Source organism: Paenibacillus cellulositrophicus (assembly GCF_009363095.1).
Classification (GTDB): domain Bacteria; phylum Bacillota; class Bacilli; order Paenibacillales; family Paenibacillaceae; genus Paenibacillus_AQ; species Paenibacillus_AQ favisporus.
Genome location: NZ_CP045295.1, coordinates 2,466,245 through 2,492,018, shown reverse-complemented (window position 1 = coordinate 2,492,018; position 25,774 = coordinate 2,466,245). Strand labels below are relative to the sequence as shown.

11 protein-coding genes are annotated in these 25,774 nt (G+C 55.2%); 4 read left to right on the top strand and 7 right to left on the bottom strand.

The genetic code is table 11. The annotated features are described in order from the left end of the window. Positions 1-43 precede the first annotated feature (43 nt). Positions 44-5,422 carry an Ig-like domain-containing protein gene (locus GCU45_RS11210; protein WP_167527118.1) on the bottom strand — a complete coding sequence of 1,793 codons (5,379 nt, stop codon included), beginning with the start codon at positions 5,420-5,422 and terminating at the stop codon, positions 44-46. A gap of 779 nt (positions 5,423-6,201) precedes the next feature. On the opposite strand from GCU45_RS11210, the gene GCU45_RS11205 reads away from it, so the two are divergent. Then, positions 6,202-7,503, top strand: coding sequence for an MFS transporter (locus GCU45_RS11205; RefSeq protein ID WP_152398980.1), 1,302 nt, complete (start codon positions 6,202-6,204; stop codon positions 7,501-7,503). A 58-nt stretch (positions 7,504-7,561) separates the two neighbouring features. On the opposite strand, the gene GCU45_RS11200 is transcribed toward GCU45_RS11205, so the two are convergent. Further along, the gene (locus GCU45_RS11200; RefSeq protein WP_244364523.1) at positions 7,562-8,233 is read right to left on the bottom strand and encodes a YitT family protein; all 672 of its coding nucleotides are present in this window, start codon (positions 8,231-8,233) and stop codon (positions 7,562-7,564) included. Positions 8,234-8,389: 156 nt separating this feature from the next. Between GCU45_RS11200 and msrA the strand changes: the two genes are divergently transcribed. Then, positions 8,390-9,364, top strand: a complete 975-nt coding sequence (gene msrA, locus GCU45_RS11195) for a peptide-methionine (S)-S-oxide reductase MsrA (protein ID WP_152398979.1) — start codon at positions 8,390-8,392, stop codon at positions 9,362-9,364. A 128-nt stretch (positions 9,365-9,492) separates the two neighbouring features. On the opposite strand, the gene GCU45_RS11190 is transcribed toward msrA, so the two are convergent. From GCU45_RS11190 to GCU45_RS11170, 5 genes are all read right to left on the bottom strand, one after another. Beyond that, positions 9,493-10,650: an epoxide hydrolase family protein gene (locus GCU45_RS11190; protein ID WP_152398978.1), complete on the bottom strand. Its 1,158-nt coding sequence runs from the start codon at positions 10,648-10,650 to the stop codon at positions 9,493-9,495. A 304-nt stretch (positions 10,651-10,954) separates the two neighbouring features. Further along, on the bottom strand, positions 10,955-14,212 hold the full coding sequence (locus GCU45_RS11185) for a carbohydrate-binding protein (RefSeq protein WP_152398977.1): 3,258 nt from the start codon (positions 14,210-14,212) through the stop codon (positions 10,955-10,957). 156 nt (positions 14,213-14,368) lie between these two features. After that, entirely contained in the window at positions 14,369-15,721 is a 1,353-nt protein-coding gene (locus GCU45_RS11180; RefSeq protein WP_145164195.1) for an ABC transporter substrate-binding protein, read from the bottom strand. Positions 15,722-15,835: 114 nt separating this feature from the next. After that, positions 15,836-16,711 carry a carbohydrate ABC transporter permease gene (locus tag GCU45_RS11175; protein WP_152398976.1) on the bottom strand — a complete coding sequence of 292 codons (876 nt, stop codon included), beginning with the start codon at positions 16,709-16,711 and terminating at the stop codon, positions 15,836-15,838. A gap of 15 nt (positions 16,712-16,726) precedes the next feature. Next, on the bottom strand, positions 16,727-17,626 hold the full coding sequence (locus tag GCU45_RS11170) for a carbohydrate ABC transporter permease (protein WP_076173809.1): 900 nt from the start codon (positions 17,624-17,626) through the stop codon (positions 16,727-16,729). Positions 17,627-18,330: 704 nt separating this feature from the next. Here GCU45_RS11170 and GCU45_RS11165 point away from each other — a divergent pair. Then, positions 18,331-18,840: a hypothetical protein gene (locus tag GCU45_RS11165; RefSeq protein ID WP_152398975.1), complete on the top strand. Its 510-nt coding sequence runs from the start codon at positions 18,331-18,333 to the stop codon at positions 18,838-18,840. 461 nt (positions 18,841-19,301) lie between these two features. Continuing rightward, entirely contained in the window at positions 19,302-25,556 is a 6,255-nt protein-coding gene (locus GCU45_RS11160; protein ID WP_152398974.1) for an S-layer homology domain-containing protein, read from the top strand. Positions 25,557-25,774 lie beyond the last annotated feature (218 nt).

Sequence of the window (25,774 nt, the reverse complement as noted above, 5' to 3'; positions counted from 1 at the left end):
TTTTCGAAATGAAAAGTGTTTTCTTCTGATGCAATAAAAGCCATTATGCTTTATTTTTCCGCCGCAAAATCAAGCCTGTTACCAGCATGATGATGCCAAGGAAGCCTAAGTTATACAGGTTGGTGGCCGTATTCGGCAGCTTGCTGCCCCACTGGACGCCTGTTTGTTCAGAACCTGCCGCAGCAGATTCTCCTGCCGGGAATTCATGATCAACCTCAACGGCAGAAGGAGGAAGTTCTTGGCTCACCGGTACTTCCGGCGATGAATCTTCTCCTGGAACCGCTGGAGAGGTTTGATCGCCTCCCGTTTCCGTTGGATTAGTCCCGTTTCCTGGTTCTGCAGGTGTAGTTCCATTTCCAGGATTCGATGGGGTCGTACCGTTTCCAGAATCAGAAATGACCGGCGGAGTATTTGTCTCCTTAACGTCAACCGTAATCGGAACCTCTGTTTTGCCGCCTTTTCCGTCATCTACGATAACGGTGAAGCTGTCCTCACCGACAAAGCCTGGATTTGGAGTATAAGACCAGGTTCCGTCCGGATTCACCGTAACCTTCCCGTGCTCAGGATCCTTCCCTTTGGAATATGTCAAAGGATCGTTATCCGGGTCTGTTCCCTTGACGGTACCGGTGACGAGGGACCCTTTATCAGTCTTTACCTTGTCGTCCGACGCTACCGGAGGCCGGTTGGTTGCAGGAGGCGTACTAGGTGTACTTGGAGTGCTTGGAGTACTCGGCGTACTAGGTGTACTAGGAATACTTGGCTCCGTCACACCCACAGTAACTGTAACCTCTTTGGTACCGCCTTTGCCGTCATCTACAATGACGGTGAAGCTGTCTTCACCGACGAAGCCTGGGTCCGGCGTATAAGTATAGGTTCCGTCTGGATTTACCTCGACTGTACCGTGCTTTGGATCTTCTCCTTTGGTATACGTCAAAGGATCTCCATCCGGGTCCGACCCCTTAACTGTGCCAGTTGTCGGTTTGTCTTTCTCTGTTGTTACTTTATCATCCGACGCCGTTGGCGGCTGGTTAGCCGGTGGCGTAGGAGGAGTTCCTGGCTCCTTCACGTCCACGGTCACTGTAACCTCTTTGGTACCGCCTTTGCCGTCATCTACAATGACGGTGAAGCTGTCTTCACCGACGAAGCCCGGGTCCGGCGTATAAGTATAGGTTCCGTCTGGATTTACCTCGACTGTACCGTGCTTTGGATCTTCGCCTTTGGTATACGTCAAAGGATCTCCATCCGGGTCTGTACCGTAAACGCTATCGGTCACGGATGTCCCTTTATCCGTCGTTACCTTGCTATCCGAAGCCGTTGGAGGCTGGTTAGCCGGCGGAGTAGGAGGATTCGTTGGCTCCTTCACATCCACGGTCACCGTAACCTCTTTGGTACCGCCTTTGCCGTCATCTACAATGACGGTGAAGCTGTCTTCACCGACGAAGCCCGGGTCCGGCGTATAGGTATAGGTTCCGTCTGGATTTACCTCGACTGTACCGTGCTTTGGATCTTCGCCATTGGTATACGTCAAAGGATCTCCATCCGGGTCCGATCCCTTAACTGTGCCAGTCGTCGGTTTATCTTTTTCCGTCGTTACAGAATCATCCGGCGCCGTTGGCGGCTGGTTAGCAGGTGGCGTAGGAGGAGTTCCTGGCTCCTTCACGTCCACGGTCACCGTAACCTCTTTGGTGCCGCCTTTGCCGTCATCGACGATGACAGTGAAGCTGTCTTCGCCGACAAAGTCCGGGTCCGGTGTATAGGTATAGGTTCCGTCCGGGTTTACCTCGACTGTACCGTGCTTTGGATCTTCGCCTTTGGTATACTTCAAAGGATCTCCATCCGGGTCTGTACCCTTAACTGTGCCAGTTGTCGGTTTGTCTTTCTCTGTTGTTACTTTGTCATCCGACGCCGTTGGCGGTTGGTTCTTAATGACAGTACTGTTAGTTTCGTTCGATTCATGAGTCTCTGTTTTGTTGTCTAACAAATTATCATACTGGGCGACAGCCTTGTTGGTTATCTGATCTCCGCTAAAGTCGGGAAGCACTTTGACCTGGAATTGAACGGCCGACCCTTCAGGCATGCTTTCCGTATTCGGAATTCTACCGCCATCTTGCTCTGTTGCACCTACCCCTAAACGAACGATGATTTTGTTGGCGTCTTGATTAAATTCGCCTTGATCATCGCCAACGGCATCCGTTAGCTTTCCTTGGTTCGGTCCTTGGGTGATTTCCAAGGATCCAGGAATGTATTCGGTGCCTGCAGGGATGGTATCTTCCAATAGCGTGTTATCCGCGACGTCTCCACCAGTATTCTTGAAGTTTACTGTGTAGGTGAGAACATCGCCTGCTTTTACATCTTGGGACTTGTCCACAGTCTTGGTTACGCTACCACATGGTCCGGTACCTAGGAAGATGTCGTCGATGAAGTTGCCTGCGCCTATACTTCCGCCAGCTGAACTCACAGCCTCAAAACCGAATCGGGTTACCGTTTGACCGGCCGGAACCGTATAGCTTCCCGTATAGGTTCCCCAAGCAGTGTTTCCATCGGTCATCTGTTGCTGCACTGCCGTATCGTAGGGATTAGCCGTTGCTGCACCGATCCGAAGCTGCATGGTGTCAGATCCTTGCCGACCCATATGGGATAGACGCCAATAAATGGTTTGTCCAGGCGTTGTCTTTACATCTTGGTAAAGCATGCCATTTTCAAAAGCATTGAGTTCTGCCCATCTCTCTCCATCAGGGGGGGCTGGCCAGTCCTTAACATTTGCTGGGATATTTTGTTTCCAGTTCCAAAGCTCAATGATAGGCTTCCCTTTAGCATCGTCTGTTGTTTTCCAACCAGGCACATCAGATTCATTGTAGTAGAGTCCTGATCCATCAACAGCAGTTCCTCTGGCAAGGCCTTCCTCAAAGCTGCCGTTTGTCAATGCCACTTGGGTTCCAACACATGGGGCCGGCGGAGACTGGTTTTGAGTAATTGCACTTTCGGTTACATTCGATTCACGAGTCTCGGTTTGGCTGGTTAACAAGTCATCATAATGGACGACAGCTTTATTCGTAATCTGATCTCCATTAAAGTCAGGAAGTACTTTGACCTTAAATTGAACGGTCGCTCCTTCAGGAAGGGCATCCGTATTCGGGATTCTTCCGCCATCGTCCCCTGTTGCACCAGTTCCTATACGAACAACAATTTTGTTGGCGGCTGAGTCAAATTCGCCTGGATCATCGCCAACTGCATCCGTTAAGCTTCCTGTGTTCGGACCTTGGGTAATCTCTAAGGATCCAGGAACGTATTCGGTGCCTGCAGGGATGGGATCTGCCAATACGGTATGATCCGCGACATCTCCGCCTTCATTTTTGAAATTTACCGTGTAGGTGAGGGTATCGCCTGCTTTAACATCTTGGGTCTGGTCCACGGTCTTGGTTACGATACCGCATGGTCCGGTACCCAGGAAGATATTATCCAGATGGTTGCCGTGTCCGATGGATCCGTTGGACGTCGAGACGGCTTCAAACCCAAACCGTGTCGTGGTTTGACCTTCCGGCACTGTATAGCTTCCCGTATAAGTTCCCCAGGCCGTATTGCCATCCGACATCTGCTGAATCACTGAGGTATCGTATGGGTTATCTGTTGCCGGACCTATACGAAGCTGCATCGTGTCGACTCCATACAGACCTTTATGGGAAAATCTCCAATAGATCTTTTGTCCTGGCGTGGTCTCGACGTCCTGATACAGCATTCCATTCTCAACAGCATTAATTTCGGCATATCGATTGCCGTCTGCTGGAGGAGGTCCGCTCTTTACAGCTTCGGCGTAACCTTGGGCATAATCCCAAATTTCAATCAAGTGCTTGTCTTCCCCGGCGGCATCATCTGTTGTTTTCCACCCGGGCACTTCGGATTCATAGAACATAAAAGGGCCATTAACCGGGTCAAATGAGCCGTGTTCGGGACCTTCCTCGAAACTCCCGTTAATCAATGCCACTCTATTCCCACACAAAGGAGGCGGGGAAGGAGGGGAGTTTGGATCCGTGACACTTACCGTAATCGGAACTTCGGTTTTGCCGCCTTGTCCGTCATCTACGACGACGGTGAAGCTGTCCTCACCTACAAAGCCCGAGTTTGGCGTATAGGTATAGGTTCCGTCCGGTTTTACTGTGACTGTACCGTTCTTCGGATCCTGCCCCTTGGTATACGTCAAAGGATCTCCATCCGGGTCCGTTCCTTTAACCGTACCGTTCACGGGTATATCCTTATCCGTCGTTACTTTGTCATCCGGAGCCGTTGGCGGATTATTGGACGTGACATTGACGGTAACCGTCGCCTCCGCCTCAGCGCATTTGCCGTCATCTACGATGACGGTGAAGCTATCCTTACCGACAAAGTCAGTCTCTGGCGTATAAGTCCAGCTTCCGTCCGGATTTACTGTGACGGTTCCATGCCCCGGATCCTTGCCTTTGGAATACGTTAACGTATCACCATCTAGATCCGTTCCCGCTGATTTTCCCGAAACTGGCGTATTTACTCCTGTAGTCTTGGTATCGTCAGGCAGGGCTGGCGCCTCGTTCAGCTTATAATCGTTTTGAGGGTCAAGCGTTTCGATCGGTGCGTACTCGTTTACAAAATACCAGTTGTAGATATCATGATTTTCGTAATTTGGATATCCCGTCGAGGCGGTAAAACCAGCATGGAAGGGTTTTCCATCGAATATAGTACCGAGATCAATGTTATCTACATCCAATACTTTTTTAGAGCTTGCCCGATCCGAATCAGTACCTAAACGCACCTGGACATTCTTGTTCACACCATCGTAATCGATCCATGTATAGTACTGAGTACCGTTCGATAAAACATAATTGGTACCATTCGCTGTATTATACTGATCCAAATCAGTGTACCAACCCGCCTGATTCGTCACCGTTCCATTTTCAGCGATTCCGATGTAGTTAGCAGAAGGGTCATTATATACGGTGTTCAGAAAAGTATCGTATTTGATGGCAAAGCTCGGTTGAATCCCGTAATATCCCAATCCCCCTCCGACTGACAACGGACTTGATGTCCCTGTTTGGAGTGTAAATGTTAACCCGTCACTGGGACCGTCAGGGCTTTCGCTCATTTTAAATGAGAAGGCTGTACTGAATGAATAATTGTTTTTAGCACAGAGGGCACTATTGTTGAATACTGCTCCGCTTTGGTTAGGAGTTGTCGGTGTCAATCGTATAAAGTTCGACCCCGCGGGAACTTCGGCAGCACCACTTGCGGTAAAGCCTTGATTCAAGGTATCGCTGGAGAAGCCATCAAACTTATAATTCAGCCAGTGGCTATCTGCAGCAGCAGACACTGTATTTTGATGGTTCAAAGGTAGAACCGGATTGCACGAGATGATCAAAGCAGTCAGCAAGCTGATTATCGATCTTCTTTTCATTGATATCCTCCATATCTTCCAATGGGAAAGCTTTGGAGCCGTTCCAATGTTGTCACAAATTCCAGAGATAAATGCCATCCAATGACGGACCGCATGGTACTCCTTCGCCTCCTTTTGCGTAAACTTATCTGATTTCTTGCCCCTGAGGTTCCCCTTATGCTGTTTCTGATGCGCCTTTGTGAAGCTTAATTATGTAACGTGTTCATTGAGCAGAGATCGGAGCAACATGGTTGCGCAAAACCGCCAGGACTGCAATGTTTCAGACAAGACCGCGAAATGTCCTCTTCGTTCAATTGCCGTTCTGTTAAATGATCCCCCTTTCTTTTCTTGTTAAATTGGCCTTGCTGGTTACCCGAAGGTCTGCCCCATGTAACGCGCCTTGGGAGGAGGGGCTTCGGGTAACTAACTATCTTTGGGGAATACCATACGACAACCGTTTACATTTGTCCTCATCAAACGTCAAAAACGATTAATTTAGACTATAATCTTCAAACCGTTGTCCTATCCGTGTTTTTCTGCCTCATTTCAAAGTTATTACTATTGGTATAACTTTTTTTATGACTTTATGGATGGGGTTTTTTAACAAAAAATCAGTGATAAACCTTACGCTCCCAGGGGCAGCTGTAGAGGCACAGGTAATCAGGTTCGTTAAAAAAGGAGGGCAGAAGAGGAGGGACCTTTCGACAAAAGTCACATCGCATGGAAAGCATAACTCGGCGTTTCCAGGGACAATCTAAGCAGAAAAGGTTGTACTTTCCTAAGAAAGGAGCAATCCTGCGATGGCTGAAGAACAGCAGGAACGTCCATCAGGGAAAACGATCGCGGCCATTGCCTCGGTTCCCTTTATCATGACGTTCGGCAATTCCATGCTGATTCCAATCCTGCCCCAAATGGAGTCCAAGCTGCATATTTCATCGTTTCAAACGAGTCTGACCATCACCGTGTTCTCTTTGGTTGCTGCTTTTTTTATACCGATTCTGGGGTATTTATCCGACCGCTATTCCCGAAAAGTCGTCATTGTGCCAGCGCTGATTCTGTACGGCATCGGCGGGCTGCTGGCCGGATTTGCGGCAGTTCTGTTTCCCAAGCCGTTCCTCTGGATTATGGTGGGCCGGACGCTTCAAGGCATAGGTGCAGCGGGGACAGCCCCGATTGCCATGGCGCTCACGGGTGATTTGTTCAAGGGATCCCAGGAGAGCAAAGTGCTCGGCCTGGTCGAGGCATCCAACGGGTTCGGCAAGGTCATTTCTCCGATTCTCGGGTCGCTTGTGGCCTTGATCGTATGGTACAGTGTATTTTTCACCTTCCCGGCGGTCGTGATTATTTCGATCACGCTCACGTGGCTCCTGATCAAAGAGAAGAAAAAAGAGAAAGAGCCGATGCCGTTCAAGAAATACATTCACGGCCTTGGCAGTGTGTTCAAGCATGAGGGCCGATGGCTGATCCCTGCATACTTGGCCGGAGCGACCTGTTTGTTTGCGCTGTTCGGGATCCTTTTCTACCTGTCCGACATGCTGGAAAAGGAACACAATATCGTGGGAGCCGTCAAAGGGCTGGTGCTGGCCATTCCTTTGCTTGTCATGTGCACGACATCCTATGTGACGGGCAGCCAAATCGGGGAAAATAAAAAGCTGATGAAACGGCTCATCGTGATCGGATTCACCCTGATGACAATTGCTTATGTCCTGCTGGCGTTTATCGGGCACTTGACTCTGTTTATCTCGGTGCTGGCCGTCAGCAGTTTAGGAACGGGCCTGATCCTGCCGTGTATCAACAGCTTTATCACGAGGGCGGTCGGCAAAGAAAGACGGGGGTTTGTGACCTCTTTGTACGGGTCGGTACGCTTCTTCGGGGTGGCCGTCGGTCCGCCGCTGTTCGGGTGGATGATGGGATGGTCGCGGCCGGGCATGTTTCTGTCCATTGCCGGACTGACGTTTGTGATCGGGCTTCTTGCCCTTTTCCTGATCCGGGTCGATTCCGGGGAAGGAAAGCCGTCCGGAGGCAAACGCGCCAAAGCCTACCGTAACAAGCCAGCAAGCCTCATTCGGCCGTTCGGCGGACGCCAAAAAGCCGGATCTTGATCCGGCTTTTTCTATTGGATGGATCCTGTGGTCTCGGCAGATGGGCAGGAGCAAGCTGCTATTTTTTGCTGCGCCAGGCGAATCCGGCCGTCCATCTCCGCTGCGGCTTGCGGCCGAGGATGTAGTTGATGACCCGGGTGGAGATCATTTGGCATCCGATGGCAAAAAGGATGATTCTCCAGTTGACGACATAGGCCGCCAGAATAAAGATAACCCCGTTCATCCAGAAAAGGGATGTGCCGGGTTTTATTTTTTTGTACTTATATATCACCAAGGCGGTATAGCCGATGCCTCCGTTGGATACCCGCTGCCTCATCAGCATGGCGACGCCTGTACCGAGAATAAGGGAGCCGATCAAGAGATCGAGCCACACATTCAGCAGCGGCCGCCGGACATATACCTCAAAAAAATTGACCGATACGGACGTGGCCGTAATCACGTAAATGGTGCCAATGGCACTGAATATGCCCAAATGATGGGCGGTAAAAATGAGAAAGGCGAAATTGGCAACCCAGAAGCCGAGGCTCATGGGCAGGCCGAACCCGTGGTTCAGCAGCACGGCAATACCGGCACCTCCCCCGGAAGGGATGCTGTGCGGGAATAAAAACACCGCCATCGCAAAGCCTTGAAGCACCGCTCCCGCTGTAATGAGGGAGATTTTCCTGCCGAGGCGGCGGTAAAACAGGTGCCGGTGGTGCCGGTAACGGCCGGGAATTAACTGTATTTTCAACCCGATCATCCTTTGGAGAATAGTTTGGTGGTCATAAGCTGGTCAAGCCTTACTAAAATGTATGCTTGTCTGCGGACAAGGATGACAATTCATGCCGGGCGGGCAAGGTATGCGGAACTGTGGTATGTTTACTTTTAAAAGAAGGGGGAGGAAGGCATGGAGCAGGACAAACATCAGGGGTGGGAACTTGCCACGTTTGCGGGCGGGTGCTTCTGGTGCATGGTGCAGCCCTTTGACGAGCTGCCGGGGATCCATTCGATCGTGTCCGGTTATACCGGGGGCCATACGGAGCATCCGACTTATGAAGAAGTTGGGACCGAAACGACCGGGCACTATGAAGCGGTTCAGATCGCTTTTGACCCCGATGTGTTTCCGTATGAGCGTCTGCTGGATATCTATTGGCAGCTGATCGATCCAACCGATGCGGGCGGGCAGTTTATGGACCGGGGGAACTCTTACCGGACGGCCATTTTTGTACATAGCGGGGAGCAGCGGGCTAAAGCGGAGGCTTCCAAGCGGGAGCTTGCTGCAAGCGGGCGGTTTAAGGGGAACATCGTCACCGAAATTTTGCCTGCGGGGCCGTTCTATCCGGCGGAGGATGAGCACCAGGACTACTATAAAACACACCGCTACGACTACAACCTCTACCATGAAGGGTCGGGGCGGGGAACGTTTGCCGAAAAGTATTGGCGCAGAAAGCAGGATGATGCCGAGCTGCGCAAAAGGCTGACCCGCCTTCAGTATGAGGTCACGCAGCACGGCGCGGATGAGCCGCCGTACGAGAATTCGTACTGGAATAACGAGCGCGAAGGGATCTACGTGGACGTCGTGAACGGCGATCCGCTGTTCTGCTCGCGGGATCAGTTCGATGCGGGGACCGGCCTTCCGGCATTCACCCGGCCGATCCACGAAGGCTTCCTCCGCCGAAAGGCTGACCTGCGTAGCGGCAAAGCGCGCACCGCTCTCTTTGGCCGCTTGTCCGGTTCGTACCTGGGCCACCTGTTTCACGACGGCCCTCCGCCTGCCGGGCAGCATTACCAGGTCAACTCAGCGGCGCTGCGCTTTGTGCCGCGGGAGGAGCTGGAGCGCGAGGGGTACGGGAAGTATACGGAGCTGTTTGAGGGGGAGTGAGGTGAGAGAGTAGGGGGAGCAACCTTAAGCCATCCTTTGGGGATGGCCTGGGATATAGTTCGTTAAAGTCCAAACTTCAAGGACGGCCTAAGGGCATGGTTCGTTAAAGTGTAAAGCCACCGGCTGGGTTAAGACGGTTGAAGTTCTGTGCGGAATCTTCTAAAGAAGGTTCGTATATCCTCAACGAGCAGATCCGGAACCTCCATGGCGGCGAAATGTCCGCCGTGTTCAAACTCGGTCCAATGAACGATGGGATGTTGGCGCTGTGCAAGAGAATATACCGGTAATGCCAAGTCGTAAGGCAGCACGGACACGCCCAATGGTACGGGACACCGAAGGGGCCCCTTCGATTTCGAACTTTCGTAATACAATCGGGCTGATGATCCGGCGGTTCCCGTAAGCCAATAGAGCATCACATTCGTTAGCAGCCGGTCGGCGTCCACCCTGCAGGCAGGATCGGTCCATTCGTAAAACTTCTCGGTGATCCATGCCAGCTGCCCGACCGGCGAGTCCGTGAGCGCATAGGACAAAGTTTGGGGCCTGGTGGATTGGAGCCTCGCATACCCTGCCGGCGCGGACCGGTAACTCTGTGCGCGTTCGAGCCTTTCACGGTCTTCTTTAGACAGTTCACTCGGATCGAAGTCCTCCGCTGGAACGGTATGCAAATAATTCACATGGACGCCGCACACATGCTCACTGTCATATTCGGCCAACAATCGGGAAATGCCTGCGCCCCAATCGCCGCCTTGGGTGCCATAACAGCCGTACCCGAGGCGACTCATCAGCTCCGCCCAAGTCCGGGCAACCCGGCGCATATTCCATCCCTTATCCAGGGTGGGGCCCGAGAACCCGAAGCCTGGGATCGAGGGAATGACCAGATGGAAAGCGTCAGCCGGATCGCCGCCGTGAGACCGTGGATCAGAGAGAGGTCCGATGAGATCGAGGAACTCGACGATCGAGCCCGGCCAACCGTGGGTAAGGATCAGCGGCAGCGCATCTTTCTCCGGGGAACGGATATGCAGGAAATGAACGTTGGCCCCGTCGATGGTTGCAGTAAACTGTGGCAGCCCGTTTAACAGCTTTTCGTGCTTGCGCCAATCGTATGAATTGAGCCAGTACTCCGCCAGTTCCTTGAGATAGCCGAGCGGCACGCCGTAATCCCAACCGGCATCCGGCAGCTCGTCAGGCCAACGGATACGGGCGAGACGGTCCCGCAGGTCGTCGAGTGCACTTTGCGCAATTTCGATGCGAAACGGCAGTATTGTGGTGCTGTCCATCCTATTCATAAAAATAAGCTCCTTCCCTTCATATGGTTGATGAATCAACGTTGTATGAGGAATATAGCATCTACATTGTTGATTTGTCAACAAAAATAAAGCGGGATGGATCACAAAAATATTGCACAAAAATACTGGCACGGACATTCGTAATTTCGAAGTGGTTACCTCTAGTGCTCCCGCACAAAATAGCTGCATGATTGCAACGATTTCAACCTCGTTCTCTCGCCAAAACCACAAAGGGGCAGCCCCTCACGGATGATTCCGTGAAAGACAGCCCCTCGTTTACCACTATCCACAACCTACGCGCAAATCACTTCCCCGCACCCTGCCATTGGGCGATCAGTGCGTTCACATCCGCGGTCAGCACGGCTTTGGCGTCATCTGTGACGCTGCCGCTCTGGCCTTTGTTGTCCAGATGCTTCAGGAAGTCCTGCAGGTGCTTCACGGCCTGGTCCGGTTTGCTGCCGTCCCATTGGTGCTGCGCCTGCTTCAGTGCATTGGTCAGCTGCGGCACGAGTCCGCCGCCCAGGTCGCCGGCGGCGCTGTAGCGGTCGATCAGCTGCTGGATGGAGGCCGGGCCGGTCGTCACATGCAGCTGCAGCGTCGTCCGGGACGGCTCACCCGAGCCGCCGTAAACGTCGACGGTGACCGTCTGGTCGCCCAGCTTGCCGGCCAGGGCCACGTCAACGCCAGCCTGCTGCGCATCGACCTTGTATTCCTTGCCGGCCAGCGTCAGCACGGCCGATCCGCCTGCGGCAAGGCCACCGCCGGCCTGGAAGGACAGTACCGCGCTGTCGTCCAGCGTATCGCCGTCCTTCACGGCATTACCGTTCACCGTCAGGGCGAAGGCGGGCTCAACCTTGCTGTCCACCGTAACGCCTTTGGACACGTTGCCTGATTTGTCCACAGCCTGGAGCAGGATGCTGTAGTCCTTGCCGTCCTCGATGCCCGGGATGACGGCTTTTTGAATGCCGCGCTTCACTTCGAGAACGTCACCCACTTGCTGGCCGCCGCTCGTCACAGTGACCCGTACTTTGTCCGCGTCCAAATCGTACGGGCCGTCCCAGGTCAGGGTCAGCTGGCCGTCACCGCGGCTGACGAGCACGTTCTCCACGTCGCCCGGCGGCACGTGATCTTCCACCGGTTCCGTCGGCGGGTTCGGTTTCGTAAAGACGGACGGATCGCCAAAGGTGAATTTGTCGAGATTGTACAGATAGTCCGAACCTTTAAAGAGCAGGAACACGATATGTTTACCGGTCACCGGTGTCGTCACATCGGTCGAGAACACTTTGAAGTTCTGCCAGCCGCCCGTTCCGGTGACCTTGTTGCTGGCGATGACCGGACCGTTCAGGCTATCGATGCGCACCTCGACCGTGCCTCCGCTCGTATCGCTGGCCGCATTGACATGGAACTTTGTCGGGCTCGTGTCGCCAAAGTCAACGTAGTTGTACATGGCGTACCCGTTGTTCGGACCGAAAATGCCGGCCAGATAGGTCTGGCCGCCGCCGCTTTCCGTGCCGAAACCGACGCCGTTCGTCCGGTTTTCAGCTTCCAGCTTGGCGTAAGCATCTCTCGCCGTGCCCTTCATCGTCGTAAAGGTGAACCAGTCCAGGTTGCAGGGGAAGTCGCTGCCGTCTTTTCCGTGGAAAATGAGGTACACGTCATGCACGCCAACCGCGAGTTTATCATCAAGGTTCGCCATGATGTCCACCCATTGATCCCAGCCGCCGAGGGCCGGAATCTCCACGACGCCTGCGGTAGGGCCGTTCAGGGAATCCAGCTTCACCTCGATCGATCCGCCCTGATTGCCGCTGGCGACATGTGCCGTTATGCCGGCGGCGCCGGAGCCGAAATCGATGCCTTTATAAGAGGCATAGGCGTTGTTGTGGATCGCGTCGAGGAAACCGCCCTGCGCTTTGCTCAGGCCCTCGCTGCTGTCATAATTAACGCCCTTGAGCTTGGCATAAGCATCGGTGCGGGTCGGGTCGCCGGTGGTGAATTTAAACCAGTTCAGGTTGAACAGGTATTGGTCTTTCGTTTTGGTGAAAACGAGATAGACGTCATGCGTGCCGGTAATGGTAACCGGATTGCCCTGGTCATCCTTGAGCACGGTGACGGCATCGATGTAGTTGTTCCACCCGCCGGTACCTTCGACGTTCAGCGTTCCGGCTTTCGGCCCGTCAAGCGAATCCAGGTGGACTTCGATGTTGCCGCCGCCGGTTCCGCTGGCCGCTCTCGCGATCAATCCTTTGGCGCCGGATGTGCCGAAGTTCACGTTTTTATAGGCCGCAAAGTCACCCGCCTCGATGCCGCCCAGCTGCAGCGTTCCTTCCAGCGCACCCTCCAGGATGAAGCCTTGACCGATGTTGTAACGCTCGGCTTCGAGTTTGCTGTACGGGTCCTTTTCCGGATAATGAATCTCGGCATCCTGAGGCTTCAGCGCATTCAGCGCTTCCACGGCTGCAGCGGACGACCAGGACTCGTAAGTGCCGGAGAGCAGCTGTCCCGCCCAGTTGCCATCGACGATATTGTCGGCGTTCCGGTGCGTCCAGGCGAGCTCGGCATTGAAGGAGACCCAGGCGTCAAACTGTGCGCCGAAGTCCTTGTATTTGCTTTCGGTCCGCTCGTCCAGCGCCTTCTGAAGGAAGGACAGGTTGCGGAGCAGGATCGTTTTGCCGCCCTTCAGGTCACCGTTTGGTCCCTCGAAGTTCAGCACGCCGCCGTTATCGACCAAATGATCTTTGGTAAAAACCGCCGCCTTAACCGCTTCGTCCAGATAAGAGGTGTCCCCGGTAATGCGGTACAAGCCTACGGCCGCCCCGATGTATGTACCCTGGTTGTAGTGCGTCGCGTCCGGGATCGGCCCTTTTTCCTTTTCGATCCGGTCGAACACTTTACCGTTGCCGTCGGTCAGCATCGTTTTGCCCCATTTGAAAATTTGCTTCGCGGCGTCCAGATAATGCTGATCCTTGGTGACGTTGTACAGATAGACCGCCGCCTCAGCCGCCGGGAAGTTGATGCAGGCATTTTTGGTGTTATGCTCGCTGTTCAGCCACCAGATACCGCCGCCGGCGAAGTCTTCGTCCCACTGCGTATTGAATACCCAGTCAAAATGGTACTTTGCCGCGTCCAAATACTTCTGGTCGCCGGTAATTTGGTACGCCCGCGCACTGCCCATCGCCCACCACATAATGTCGTCGTTGAAGGGGTTGTTCGTCCAGTTGCTGCCGTATTTGGCTACCGTGCCGGTATACACGTCGTCGATCTGCTTGCGCAGCTGCGCCTTCAGCTCGGGATCTGACGTATGGAGATACGAGTCCATCACCAATTCCCACAGCTCGGCTTCCACCCAGAACCCCTGGTGATCCTTGTGATCGGTGCTGCTCCAGAACATATTGGCCGCCGGATCCCAGAACTTGGCGTTAAACGCTTCGATGGCCGTGTCTCCGTCCTCGGCGCTGAACGCATAGGTTGTGCCCGGTCCCCAGACGGTGACGGAGCCGAGGGTGAGGGCAGCCGCCAGCGGCACACTCAACAGCCGGTTCATGCGGCGTTTGCTCTTAGTCATTAAAGTCTCCTCCTTTATGGTGGTTGTGGAACGCTGTAACGATGGATTATATGAACGGTCCCCGCCTGCATCCGGCGTCCGGATAAATAAAAGGCAGGAGTTTTGCAGGAGTATACACGCCTGAAGGGCAGAGGGGACCGTTAATCCCGCGACTTGTTACTTGGCTTCCGAAATGACCTTGTTGATCTTATCCGCCATCGTGTTCAGCTCGCTGATCGGCGCTTTGCCCATCAGGACGTTTTTCCAGGAAGCTTCGATGAACGGATTCGCTTTGCCTGCCCAGGACGAGAGGAAGCGGACCGGCTGCGTATCAGGCGATTTCAAAATGTGGTCGATACCTTCCCCGACATCGGCATGGCCCGCCGTCTTCAGCGCTTCAAAGTAAGCGGAAGAGGATGCCTGGTACGCTGCCGGAGCGACCGGCGTTTGCGGAAGCACTTCTTCGTACATTTTGGAGTCCAGGAATTTCAGCACTTTCCAGACGGCTTCCGGATTTTTGACCGTTGTCGGGCTGCACCAGCCCACCGCGTCGTAAATCTCGGATTGGGTGTTCACGACCGGCATCGGCACGAAGCCCCACTGCAGATCTTTCGGCGCCGTACGGATCAAATCGTCCGCAACCCACTGGCCTTGAAGCGTCATTGGCACCTTGCCCTGTTTAAAGGAGCTCATGACGTTGGTCAAATCAAAGGTCGGCGGATTCATGTAACCGTTTGCAATAGCGGTTTTGTATTTCTCCACGCCTTCCACGAACTTGTCGCTGATCTCCACTTTGGTCGGATTGAGGATGGAGTCGGCGAACGGAGCGGCGCCCGAGGAGACCGAATAGAGCGACAGATAGAACGGATCAAGCGGAGCGTAATAGCCGAACTGCTGCACACCGCCCTGCTTGCTGGACAGCTTCTCCATAGCTGTGAACAGATCGTTATAAGTCCAGCCGATTTTCGGCTCGGTCAGACCGGCGTCCTGGAACGCTTTTTTATTATAGAAAATGCCATACGTATTCAGCAGGCCGGGCAGACCGACGAGCTTGCCGTCATAATGCCAGCTGTCCACGACGCCTTTGTAGAAGCCGTCCATGAATTCCTTGTCCTGCTCCGCCTGGGACGTCCAGTCGTACAGCAGTCCCTTGGACGCGTTGTCCAGCAGCATGTCGTTGCCTGTCATAAAAATGTCCGGAGCCTTCTTGGCGGTCAGCATCCCGTTGACCTTGACGCCGTAATTGTCGAGTGGGGTAGGGATGAGTTTCACCGTAATGTCGGGGTTTTCCTGCTCAAACTGCTTCATGGCCGCCATGATTTTATCGTTCATTTCTTTCGATTCCCAGGTGATCATCGTTACTTCGACCTTCTTGCCGGACGATTCCGAACCGGACGTGCCACCCGAATCGGACGTGCCCGCCGAACCGGCGGAATCGGATGACCCGCCACCGCCGCACGCGGCGAGCAGGCTGGAGAACAGGAGTAACGTGAGCATGCCGCTAAACCACTTTTTTGCACCCTTTGTCATAGAAAGACCTCCCTGATATCTCATTTCGAATACAATTGACACCTGTACCTGATATATCATTTCCTTGATCCCACCGCCGCAGGCACCACCTCCTATCCGCCCGGGGCGGCCGAATTATTTTAATGAAGCGGAATTGACGGAGCCAAGCCCCTGCATGAAGAACTTCTGGCCGAAGAAAAAGATGAGCAGCATCGGCAGAATGTAGATGAGATCCGCGGCCATGAACAGGTTCCAGGCGGTCGCATAGGTGCCTTTGTAGGAAGCCATCGCCAGGGACAGCGTCCATTTGCTCGGGTCGATAATATAAATCAGCGGCTCGAGGTACTGGTTCCATGCTCCCTGGAAGGAGAAGATAACCATCGTCATGATGACCGGCGTTGTCATGGGTACGAGCACTTTCATCAGAATGTAGAAGTCGGAAGCGCCGTCGATTTTGGCCGCCTCGTCAAAGGAAACGGAAATTGTCTTCAAATACTGGACGTACAGGAATGAAAATGTCGCGTTCCCGAAAAAAGCAGGCACGATGATCGGCAGCCAGGAGTCGTACCAGCCCAGACTCGTGTAGAGGTTAAAGAGCGGGATCATGCCGACAAAGCCCGGCAGCATCAGGCTGCCCACAAACAGCGAGAACCACAGCTTCCGGCCGGGAAAGCTTAATCGGGCAAGCCCGTAGCCGACCAGCACGGAGCTGGCGATCTGGCCGATCGTGCACACCACCGCGATGAACATCGAGTTGCCGAACGTCTGCCAGAAGTTGATCTCCCGCGTTCCGGTTACGAAGTTAGACCAGTGAAGCTCCCGGGGAAACCACTCGGGCGGGATTTTAAACACGTCATTGTTGCCCTTCAGGGCAATGGTCACCATCCACAGCAGCGGAAACAGCATGGCGATGGCACCGATGGTCAGAATGATAAACCGGATGGTGTCCAGGATGCTGAATTTCCGTCTGGGTTTGCGGGTTGTTGTCCGTACTTCCGTTTGCATCACCATCAGCAGGGAGCCTCCTTATTTCGAATTGTCGCTTTCGTAATACACGAACCGGTTCGAGTACCGGTAAGTCAGCGCGGTGAAGATCATGATGATGACGAACAGCACCCAGACCTCCGCGATCGAATAGCCGAACATGCGGCCGTTAAAGGCGTCGTTGTAAATTTTGAAGTTGAGCAGGGATGTGGAGAAGTTCGGGCCGCCGCCGGTCAGAACCTGTACCTGGTTGAAGGCCTGGAAGGCGCCGATGATGCCGAGTATGAGCTGAAGGAACAGGATAGGAGTAATCATGGGAATCGTAATGTGCAGGGCCATCCGCCAGCGGACAGCTCCGTCGACTTCGGCCGCCTCGTACAGCTCCTGGGGAACAGACTGCAGACCGCTCAAGAAAATAATGACGCCGGATCCGACCTGCCACAGGCCGATCAGCACGATGGAGGGAAGCGCGGTCGTTTCGCTCGTCAGCCAGGTGCCTTCGGGCAGTCCGAGCAGCCTGAGCAGCGAGTTGGCGAGCCCGTACTGGGGCTGATAGATAAACAGCCACAGCGTGAGTGTCGCGATGGACGGCACGACGGTCGGCAGGTAATAAATCGTGCGGAACCATTTGATGCCGGGCAGGCTTTTGTTCAGCAGCATGGCCAGCAAAAGGCCCAGAATCAGCGATAAAGGAACGCTCATGATGACAAAATACAGCGTCGCCCGGACCGAAGGCCAGAAGGCCGGGTCCTCCGTGAACATGTATTTAAAGTTGTCGAAGCCGACAAAACGGGGCTTATCGTAGCCGCTCCATTCCGTTAAGGCGTAATAAATGGACGACAACAGCGGATAGGCGACAAACACGCTGAAGCCAATAATGGAAGGCAGAATAAACAGATAGCCTTTGGCCCAGCCGCGAAGCTTCTTTTTGCTTACCGTCATTTTTCATATACCTCCCTCATTCAGCATCCGGACAGGAACGGTGCGTGTACCCGCCGTTATGTCCCGGCCCCGTGCGTAAAAGTAAAGTACGGTGTAACCAACTGCATTCGGAATGCAGGCGATCCGTGGATCGGTCCGTTCTGGCTGCACTCCGGCCCCCTGTTTTTGCTCCTTTCTTCAATTTCATCTGCTTAATTAGGCAAAGTCACATAAATAAACCGCTTACATTTCTCAATATAATGACATAACAGTATAGTGTCAATATACTAAATTAAGTTTTTTATAACTGCTGTTATATTATTTGTAAATTTAATGCGCATATCATATGAGGCGAATGGGGAGGAGGCTGAATAAAGTGGTTCGGCGTTCGTCATGGCAGCAGCGTGAATCGGAAGCGGGAGCGTGCCGAAATGGGATATAACCGACAAAACTGGGGTATAACCGACAAATCTGGGCAGAGGGGCGAGCTCATGTCTTTTATTGCGTGCAGCGAACAAGCGTGGATACCGGATTTGTTTTTTCAATCTAGTCCGGAGAGGAGGAAGCTGCGGTAGAAAAGACATGATATATCATGCTATGTAGCAACGTAGCCCATATAAATTTATCAACTCAAGGCAGAATAGAGCTCTTCTCCGGGCAGGGTAAAATTTACACTTCCTTAATTTGGTTGCTATACTGAGAGTAAATGGCTTAGAGGTGAGTGTATGAAAAAGGTAGTAATAGGTTTTATTGCTGGAGCATTGTTCATGGTTTCTGCCCAAGCCTTCGGCGACGGAATATCATTTATCGGTAAAAAAGTAGAGGGGGAAGCCCCTGTAACGATTAACGGTAAAGTTGTTGGCGACGCAATTATCATTAAAGGTAAAAGCTTCGCGCCGGTACGGGATCTGACGAATGGCTTTGGTGGAAAAGTTGATAGTGCAAGCAGTGGAGGGATCGCTTTGAGCACTGATAAGGCAAATGAAAAAGTTGTTGACGATAATTCTATACAAATTATTGATCTGCAAAATAAAATCGCAAGTAAAAAAGCAGATATTGAATCGATCAAGCAAAAAATTGAAGACATCCAGAAAAAAGTGGATGAGAGAAAAGCACAGGGAATCAGTGCCGATGTTCAAATGATCGAATTAGCTACAATGAAGCAAGAGCTCGAGAACCAAATAGGTAAGCTTACAGAACTGGAATACAGTTTGAAGTTCGGCAATAATGATTGATTCAAAAAGAGCCCCGTCAAAGGGCTCTTTTTTATGTTCAAAATTGGAGGTGTGCCAGTGCAGCCGACCACAAGCCCCATTGTCCAGGCGGCCAATAATGTTAAGTCCGAGCTGCATGTCGTTTTCGATGACGGTACATGGCCATCCGACCGGAGTTTGGGGGGGGCTTTCGTTTTGTTCGCGGTGCGCCGCGCCTGCCGGATTCAAGTTCACTGTCGAAATTTGCTGCTAAAACAGGGCTTCAAACCTCTGGTTTTGTCTCGATCTTAGTTACAAAGCTCCTATCCAGCCATGAAATATAATTTTATATTATTAGTGAATATTTAATTTTATTTTACATTAACCTGACAAAATTTTACGAAGAGAGGGGGATGGCTTTACACGCTACCGCTATACTTTGCTGTCAAGGCGTTCTATGAAGGACCCGAATTCTGTCAGATCGAAGGGGAGGCAAGGATGGAATGATAAGAAAACGGACGAGGAGCCTATGGGCGTCGGTGCTGGCCGGTACGCTGGTTCTGACCCTGGCTCTGCCCGGCGGGCGGCCCGTATTGGCGGCGGAAGCTGGCGCACAGGCCGCGGCAGCCGGAAGCATCGTCGACGAGCGGCAGGTCCAGATCGGACCGGGCGCGGTCTATACCTGGAAGGACATGAAGCTGGACCGCGGGTTGGAGAAGCTTCACATGGTGGAGTTCGATCCGTCCAATCCGGCTCTGGCGCTTGAGCCCGGCATGACGGACGGCAAAGTATACGGCATGCAGCCGGTCAGCAAAATGGCTGCGGATATCGACAAAGCGGGGAATCGGGTGATCGCCGGGATCAACGGGGACTTTTATGATATGTCCTCCGGCGTCCCGCTCGGTTACTTCATGGGCAGCGGAAAAATACTGACGAGTCCGCCCAATGACTGGTACGCGTTTGGCATCAAGGAGGACGGCACGACGATATATGGACCGAGTCCGAGGCTTACGCGGACGCTGGAGATCGATGGACAGAAGACTGAGCTGACGTCCATCAACCGGACGCGGGGCAATAACGATCTCGTATTGTACACACCCGACTTCTACGGCACGACCATGACCAACGATTTGGGAGACGAAGTCGTTCTTGATGTCGTGAAGGGAGAGGTCAAAAGCGGGGAGACGCTGGGGATGAAGGTAGCCGGAGTCCATAAAGACAAAGGCAGCACGTCGATAGCCCCGGGACAGGTCATCCTGTCGGCTTCCGGCAGCCAGCGCGCGGTGCTCGCCGGCCTTAAGGTTGGCGATACGGCATCGGTCTCCTTCGGCCTCGAGCCGGCCTGGAGCGGCGTGACGATGGCCATCGGCGGCTCCGCGCTGCTCGTCAAGGACGGGGCGGCGCAGCCGAACAGCGACCCGGCGGCCCATCCGCGCTCGGCGATCGGTACGAAAGCGGACGGCTCCGTCGTCATGCTGGAAATCGACGGGCGCCAGCCGGGCTTCAGCGAAGGCGTGACGCTGGCTGAGCTGGGGCAGATCATGGAGGAGATGGGCGTCGTGAACGCCATCAACCTGGACGGCGGCGGCTCGTCGACATTTATCGCCCGCATGCCGGGCGACACCAGCCGTACGCTGCTGAACTCTCCCTCGGACGGCGGGGAGCGCAAGACGGCCAACGGGCTGCTGCTTGTGAACAAGGCGGCGGAAGGGCCGGTGGACAAGCTGGTCGTCCAGCCGCAGCTGGCGAGGGTGCTGGCCGGCTCCACGGCGGCCTTTAAGGCGGCCGGCGTCGATGCCAACCTGCATCCGGCCGCGATGGACGGCACGCCGGAGTGGAGCGTCAACCCGGCGATCGGAACGATCGACGGCAGCGGCGTCTTTACGGCGGGTTCCACGCCCGGACAGGCGGATATCGCCGTCACGTCCGGGGGCGCAAGCGGAGCCGGCAAAGTCGAGGTAGTCGATACGCTGACCGAACTGAAATTTGGCGATCAGCTGCGCAGCTTCCCGCCTAGCCAGTCGGAGACGCTGAAGGTAACAGCGCTCCGCGACGGCCAGATGGTGCAGGCCGACAACCGCCTGCTGACATGGCGCGTCGAGGGTCCGATCGGCTCGATCGACGAAGCCGGCGTCTTTACCGCGGCGGGAGGCAATGAGCTGAGCGGCAAAATTGTGGTGAGCTACAAGGGGGTGGAAGCTCAGATGGATGTGACCATCGGCCAGCCTCCGATGGTGCTGGAGGATTTCGAAAACGGCCTGGACAAGTACCTGCCGTCGGCCGGCGCGCAGTTTAAAACGTCCAAGGTGAGCATCGAGACGAATGAAGATTTGGTCCGTTTCGGCAGCGGTTCGCTGAAGCTGGAGTATGATTTTACCGGCACGCCGGGAACTTCGGGCGCCTACCTGCAGAGCAAGACGCAGGCGGAGGCCATTCAAATCCCGGGTTATCCGGAGAAGATCAGCATGTGGGTGTACGGGGACGGCAAAACCCACTGGCTGCGTGCACAGCTGCGCGACAGCAAGGGAACGATACCGCTCGACTTTACCGACCAGAGTATCGGCATTGACTGGACCGGGTGGAAGTACCTGGAGGCAGAAGTGCCCAAAGGCCGGACGCTCCCGCTGATCATGGATATGCCGGTGCGCTACATGGAAACTTCATCGGCCAAGAAGGATGCCGGGGCGATCTACGTCGATCAGATCCGAGCCTTGTACGGTCCGAATCAGGACGACATGGAGCCGCCGGTCCTGAAGGACTTCTCGCCGGCGGACGGGGAGACGATCCGCAGCAACCAGCCGGTGATCAAGGTGTACGGCGAAGACGCGGGATATGATCCGGCGCAGCATCCGGGCACGACGCTGATCGATCCGGACTCGATCCGGTTCGACCTGGATGGCCAGCGCGTGCAGCACACGCTGTATCCTCCGGAAGGCCGGATTTATTACACCCCGGCGACGCCGCTGGCGGACGGGCTGCATCAGGCCAAGGTGTCGGTGACGGACCTGGCCGGCAACCGGACGACCGAGGCGTGGACCTTCAACGTGGACACGGGCGGCTCGAAGCTGACGTATGACACGCCGAAGGAATTGTACGGGGGCCGTACCTACACGGTGGATATCAAAGGGGTGAAGGCCTCCGGCTTGCAGGGAGGACAGCTCCGGCTTGCTTTTGACCTGAGCAAGGTGGAGAATCTCAAGTTTATTCCGGGCGGCAAGCTGGATGCGACCCAGGCAAGCGCAGTTATCGGCGAGGACGGCACGGCCGCGCTGACCTTCAGCCAATTGGACCAAGCGGGGCTGACCGACAGCGATTTGATCGGACAAATCAGCTTTGACGTGAAAAAGGACGCCGCCGGAACAAACGAAATCCGATTCGAGTCCGGTAACGTTACCTTTGCCGGTACAGGCAGCGTGGTGTATCCCTTTTTCGGGCTGCCGCTGAAATCGGATATCAAGAGCGCCCTGTCGCTGTCCTGGAACGAGAACGGCAACATCCAGGGCTACGAAACGGTCTTTTCGGTCAAAGACGAGTCGGGGGAACTGGTAGAAGGCGCGCAGATCACCGCGGACGGCAGTCCGGTCGGAACGACCGATGCACAGGGCGAGCTGAGCACCAAGCTGCTGACGGCTGAGGTCAAGACGTATCAGGTGCAGGCAATGAAGGGAGACCAGTACAGCCCGGTGGCGGAGTTTAAGGTGTCGCCGCTGTCCGGTACCGAAACGCCGTACAACATCAACGTCGGCATGGGCGAGGATCCGGCCGCATCCCGCGGATTCATCTGGCATACGAGCCCGGCTGTGGAGCAGACCGTGGTTGAAGTGGTGAAAAAAGCGGATTTTACCGGGTTTGACCAGCCGAATGCGGTGAAAACGGAAGGAACAAGCTATCTGTACCAGACACTCGATCTGGGTGCGGTCCGGGTGCACAAGGCGACGGTGAACGGCCTGGAGCCGGGCACCGAATACGTGTACCGCGTCGGTGACGGAAGCGGTCATTACAGTCCGCAGGGCACGTTCAAGACCGCTGAGGCTGACGGCGATCATACCAAGTTCCTGTATTTCGCCGACTCTCAGGCGGGAGACTTGGCAGGGTTCAAGCTGTGGGGCAGCACGGTGAAGAAGGCGGTGGAAGATTCGCCGGACGCCGAGTTTATGGTCCATGTCGGCGACATGGTCGACAAAGGCTTCAACGAGCAGGAATGGAAGTGGTGGTTCAGTGAAGCGCAGGAGGCGTTCCTGAACACGACACTGGTCGGCGCGATCGGCAACCATGAGGTGATGGGAACGAAAGAAAACAATGATTTCCTTGCCCATTTCAACCAGCCGGGCAACGGTGTGCCAAGCCTGACGGGAAGCAATTTTTCCTTTGATTACAAGGACATTCATTTTGTCGTTCTGAACAGCGAATACCAGTACGAGGAGCAGAAGGAGTGGCTCGACCAGGACCTGTCCAGGACGGATAAAAAATGGAAGATCGCCATCTTTCACCGCGGCCCGTACGGCAGCATTTACGATACGGCCGACATCCGGCGGCTGTGGGCGCCGGTGCTCGAGCGGCATCGGGTCGATCTCGTCCTGAACGGGCATGATCATATTTACCTGCGGACCTTTCCGATGATGAACAACGAGATCGTCCCGGACGGGCAGGGGACGACCTATGTCGTGGCCGGCTCAACCGGACCGAAATTTTACTCGCTGACCAAGCGGGACTGGCAGCGGATCACCGACGATGAAGCGACGCAAATGTACGCTTCGGTCGAAGTGGACGGCGACAGCCTGCACTTTGTGACGAAGACGGTCGGCGGACGAACCGTCGACGAGTTTACGCTGTCGAAGCAGACGGAGGCTCCGGCTCCGGAGTCGGTCGAGATCGAGCAGCAGGACGTGAAGCTGGCCGTCGGCGAAACCCGGCAGCTGACCGCCAAGGTGAAGCCGGATGGAGCGGACCCTGGCGTCACGTGGTCCGTCTACAGCGCCGAGCCGACAGGGGAGGGCGGCGAAGTGGTGACGGTATCGCCGGAAGGCCGGTTGACGGCGGCCGGCACGGGAACGGCCGTCATCCGGGCGGCAAGCACGGTGAACCCGGATCTGTTCGCGGAGACGATCGTCAGCGTAAACCCGGTGCCGGAAGGTGAACCGGAATCGTTGTCGCTGACGGGCAAAGTAGTGCTGAAGGAAGGGGAGACCGATCAGACGGTAACGGAAGCGGTCTACGCAGACGGCACGCGCATTCAGGTGCTAGAAGGTGTAACCTTCAGCAGCAGCCATGAGGACGTCGCTTCGGTGAGCGAACAGGGCGTAGTGACTGCGCTGGCCGAAGGGAAGACGGTGATATCGGCCGCGTACGGATCGTTGTCGGCCGAGTATGAACTTACCGTTCAAGCTCCGGAGCAGCCGGGAGGGGGAGATGGTGACAACCCTGGTGGAGGCGACCCGGGCAACGGCGGGGGAGATAATCCAGGCGGAGGCGATCCGGGTAATGGCGGGGGAGATCACCCTGGCGGAGGCGACCCGGGTAACGGCGGGGGAGATAACGGAGGGAATTCAGGCAACGGTGGAGGAGGCTCTCCTGTACCGGTGCAGCCGCCGGTAACTCCGCCTGCCCAGCCCGATCCAAAGCCGGGCCAAGGCGGCAAATGGAAGCTGAACGCCGCGCAGCTGACGGCGATTCTGGCGAAAGGCGGAGCCGTATTGGATTCCAATCAGCCTTTCGAAGAGCTGATTCTGCCGGGCAGCGCCGCCTCGCTGCTCCAGGGACAGCCGCTGACGGTGAACGCGGCTGACCTGAAGCTGACGCTGCCCGCAGGCATCCTGCAGGCGGCCAGCGGCAAGGTGCCCGCCGATCAGCTCGAAGGCAGCACGATTCGGCTGGCGGCATCCCGCGCCTCGGAGACGGAGGCCGCAGAGCGGGTGGCGAAGGCCGGGCAGGCGGAAGGTGCGGTGCTCCGCGCAGGAAGCAGCCTCGTTACCCTCAACCTGATCCTCATATCGAAGGATGGCCAGGTTCACCCGATCACGGCGCTGCAGCAGCCGATAACGCTGGAGCTCCCCGTGGTTTCGGGGCTGGATGCCAAGCTGACCGGCCTGTATGGCCTGAACAGCCAAGGCGTGCTCACGTATATCGGCGGAACGGTCACAGGCGGCAAGCTGAAAGCCGAAGTGAGCTCGCTGGATGCCGCTTACGCCGTTCTGGAGTACACCAAAAGCTTCGCCGATACGAGCGGACATTGGGCTTCCGGTGTGATCCGGGAGCTGGCGGCGAAGCATCTCATTGACGGCGTCGGCGGCGGCAGCTTCGCGCCGGATCAGCCGGTGACCCGCGCCGAAATGGCGGCGATGCTGGTTCGCCTGCTGCACCTGAAGGGCGACGGCAGCGCGCCCTTCACCGATGTGCCTTCCGCGGCATGGTACGCGGAAGCTGTCGCAGCCGCCGCCAAGGCGGGCATCGTCCAAGGCGTCAGCGGCGCAAGCTTCGCGCCGGACGCCTTGATCAAGCGCCAGGAAGCGGCGGCCATGATCGTCCGCGCCTACCGGGCCGCGGGCGGAACCGCCGCAACCGGCGGGGAAACGGCGCCGTTTACGGACGTCGCCGGTTCGCCGGCATGGGCGCAGGAAGCCGTCCGGTCTGCGTACGCCGCCGGACTGATTCAAGGGCAGGGGCCTAGCCGGTTTCATCCGGATGGCCAGGCCACCCGGGCCGAAACGGCCCAGATCTTGTATAACGCCCTGGCCAAGCTGGGGCAGGCGGGAAAATAAACGAAGGTAACGATCCGGTAATTTACGATCCAACTATTTACTGATCCAACAGCAAGAAGACCGGCGGGGAACAGCTTGGTGAGCTGACCCTGCCGGTCTCTTTTGCCATCATCCGTATTATAGCTGGTAGAACACTTTCATTGTGCATTCATTCCCTTGATCCGTGCTCAGTTCCGTGAAGCTTATTGCCAATTTAGTCCATATGAATCATTTTTAAG

Coding starts and splice junctions, on each gene's coding strand:
- GCU45_RS11180 (WP_145164195.1), bottom strand. CDS start 15,721: ATGACAAAGGGTGCAAAAAAGTGGTTTAGCGGCATGCTCACGTTACTC.
- GCU45_RS11190 (WP_152398978.1), bottom strand. CDS start 10,650: ATGAATAGGATGGACAGCACCACAATACTGCCGTTTCGCATCGAAATT.
- GCU45_RS11210 (WP_167527118.1), bottom strand. CDS start 5,422: ATGAAAAGAAGATCGATAATCAGCTTGCTGACTGCTTTGATCATCTCG.
- GCU45_RS11205 (WP_152398980.1), top strand. CDS start 6,202: ATGGCTGAAGAACAGCAGGAACGTCCATCAGGGAAAACGATCGCGGCC.
- GCU45_RS11175 (WP_152398976.1), bottom strand. CDS start 16,711: ATGGTGATGCAAACGGAAGTACGGACAACAACCCGCAAACCCAGACGG.
- GCU45_RS11165 (WP_152398975.1), top strand. CDS start 18,331: ATGAAAAAGGTAGTAATAGGTTTTATTGCTGGAGCATTGTTCATGGTT.
- GCU45_RS11170 (WP_076173809.1), bottom strand. CDS start 17,626: ATGACGGTAAGCAAAAAGAAGCTTCGCGGCTGGGCCAAAGGCTATCTG.
- msrA (WP_152398979.1), top strand. CDS start 8,390: ATGGAGCAGGACAAACATCAGGGGTGGGAACTTGCCACGTTTGCGGGC.
- GCU45_RS11160 (WP_152398974.1), top strand. CDS start 19,302: ATGATAAGAAAACGGACGAGGAGCCTATGGGCGTCGGTGCTGGCCGGT.
- GCU45_RS11185 (WP_152398977.1), bottom strand. CDS start 14,212: ATGACTAAGAGCAAACGCCGCATGAACCGGCTGTTGAGTGTGCCGCTG.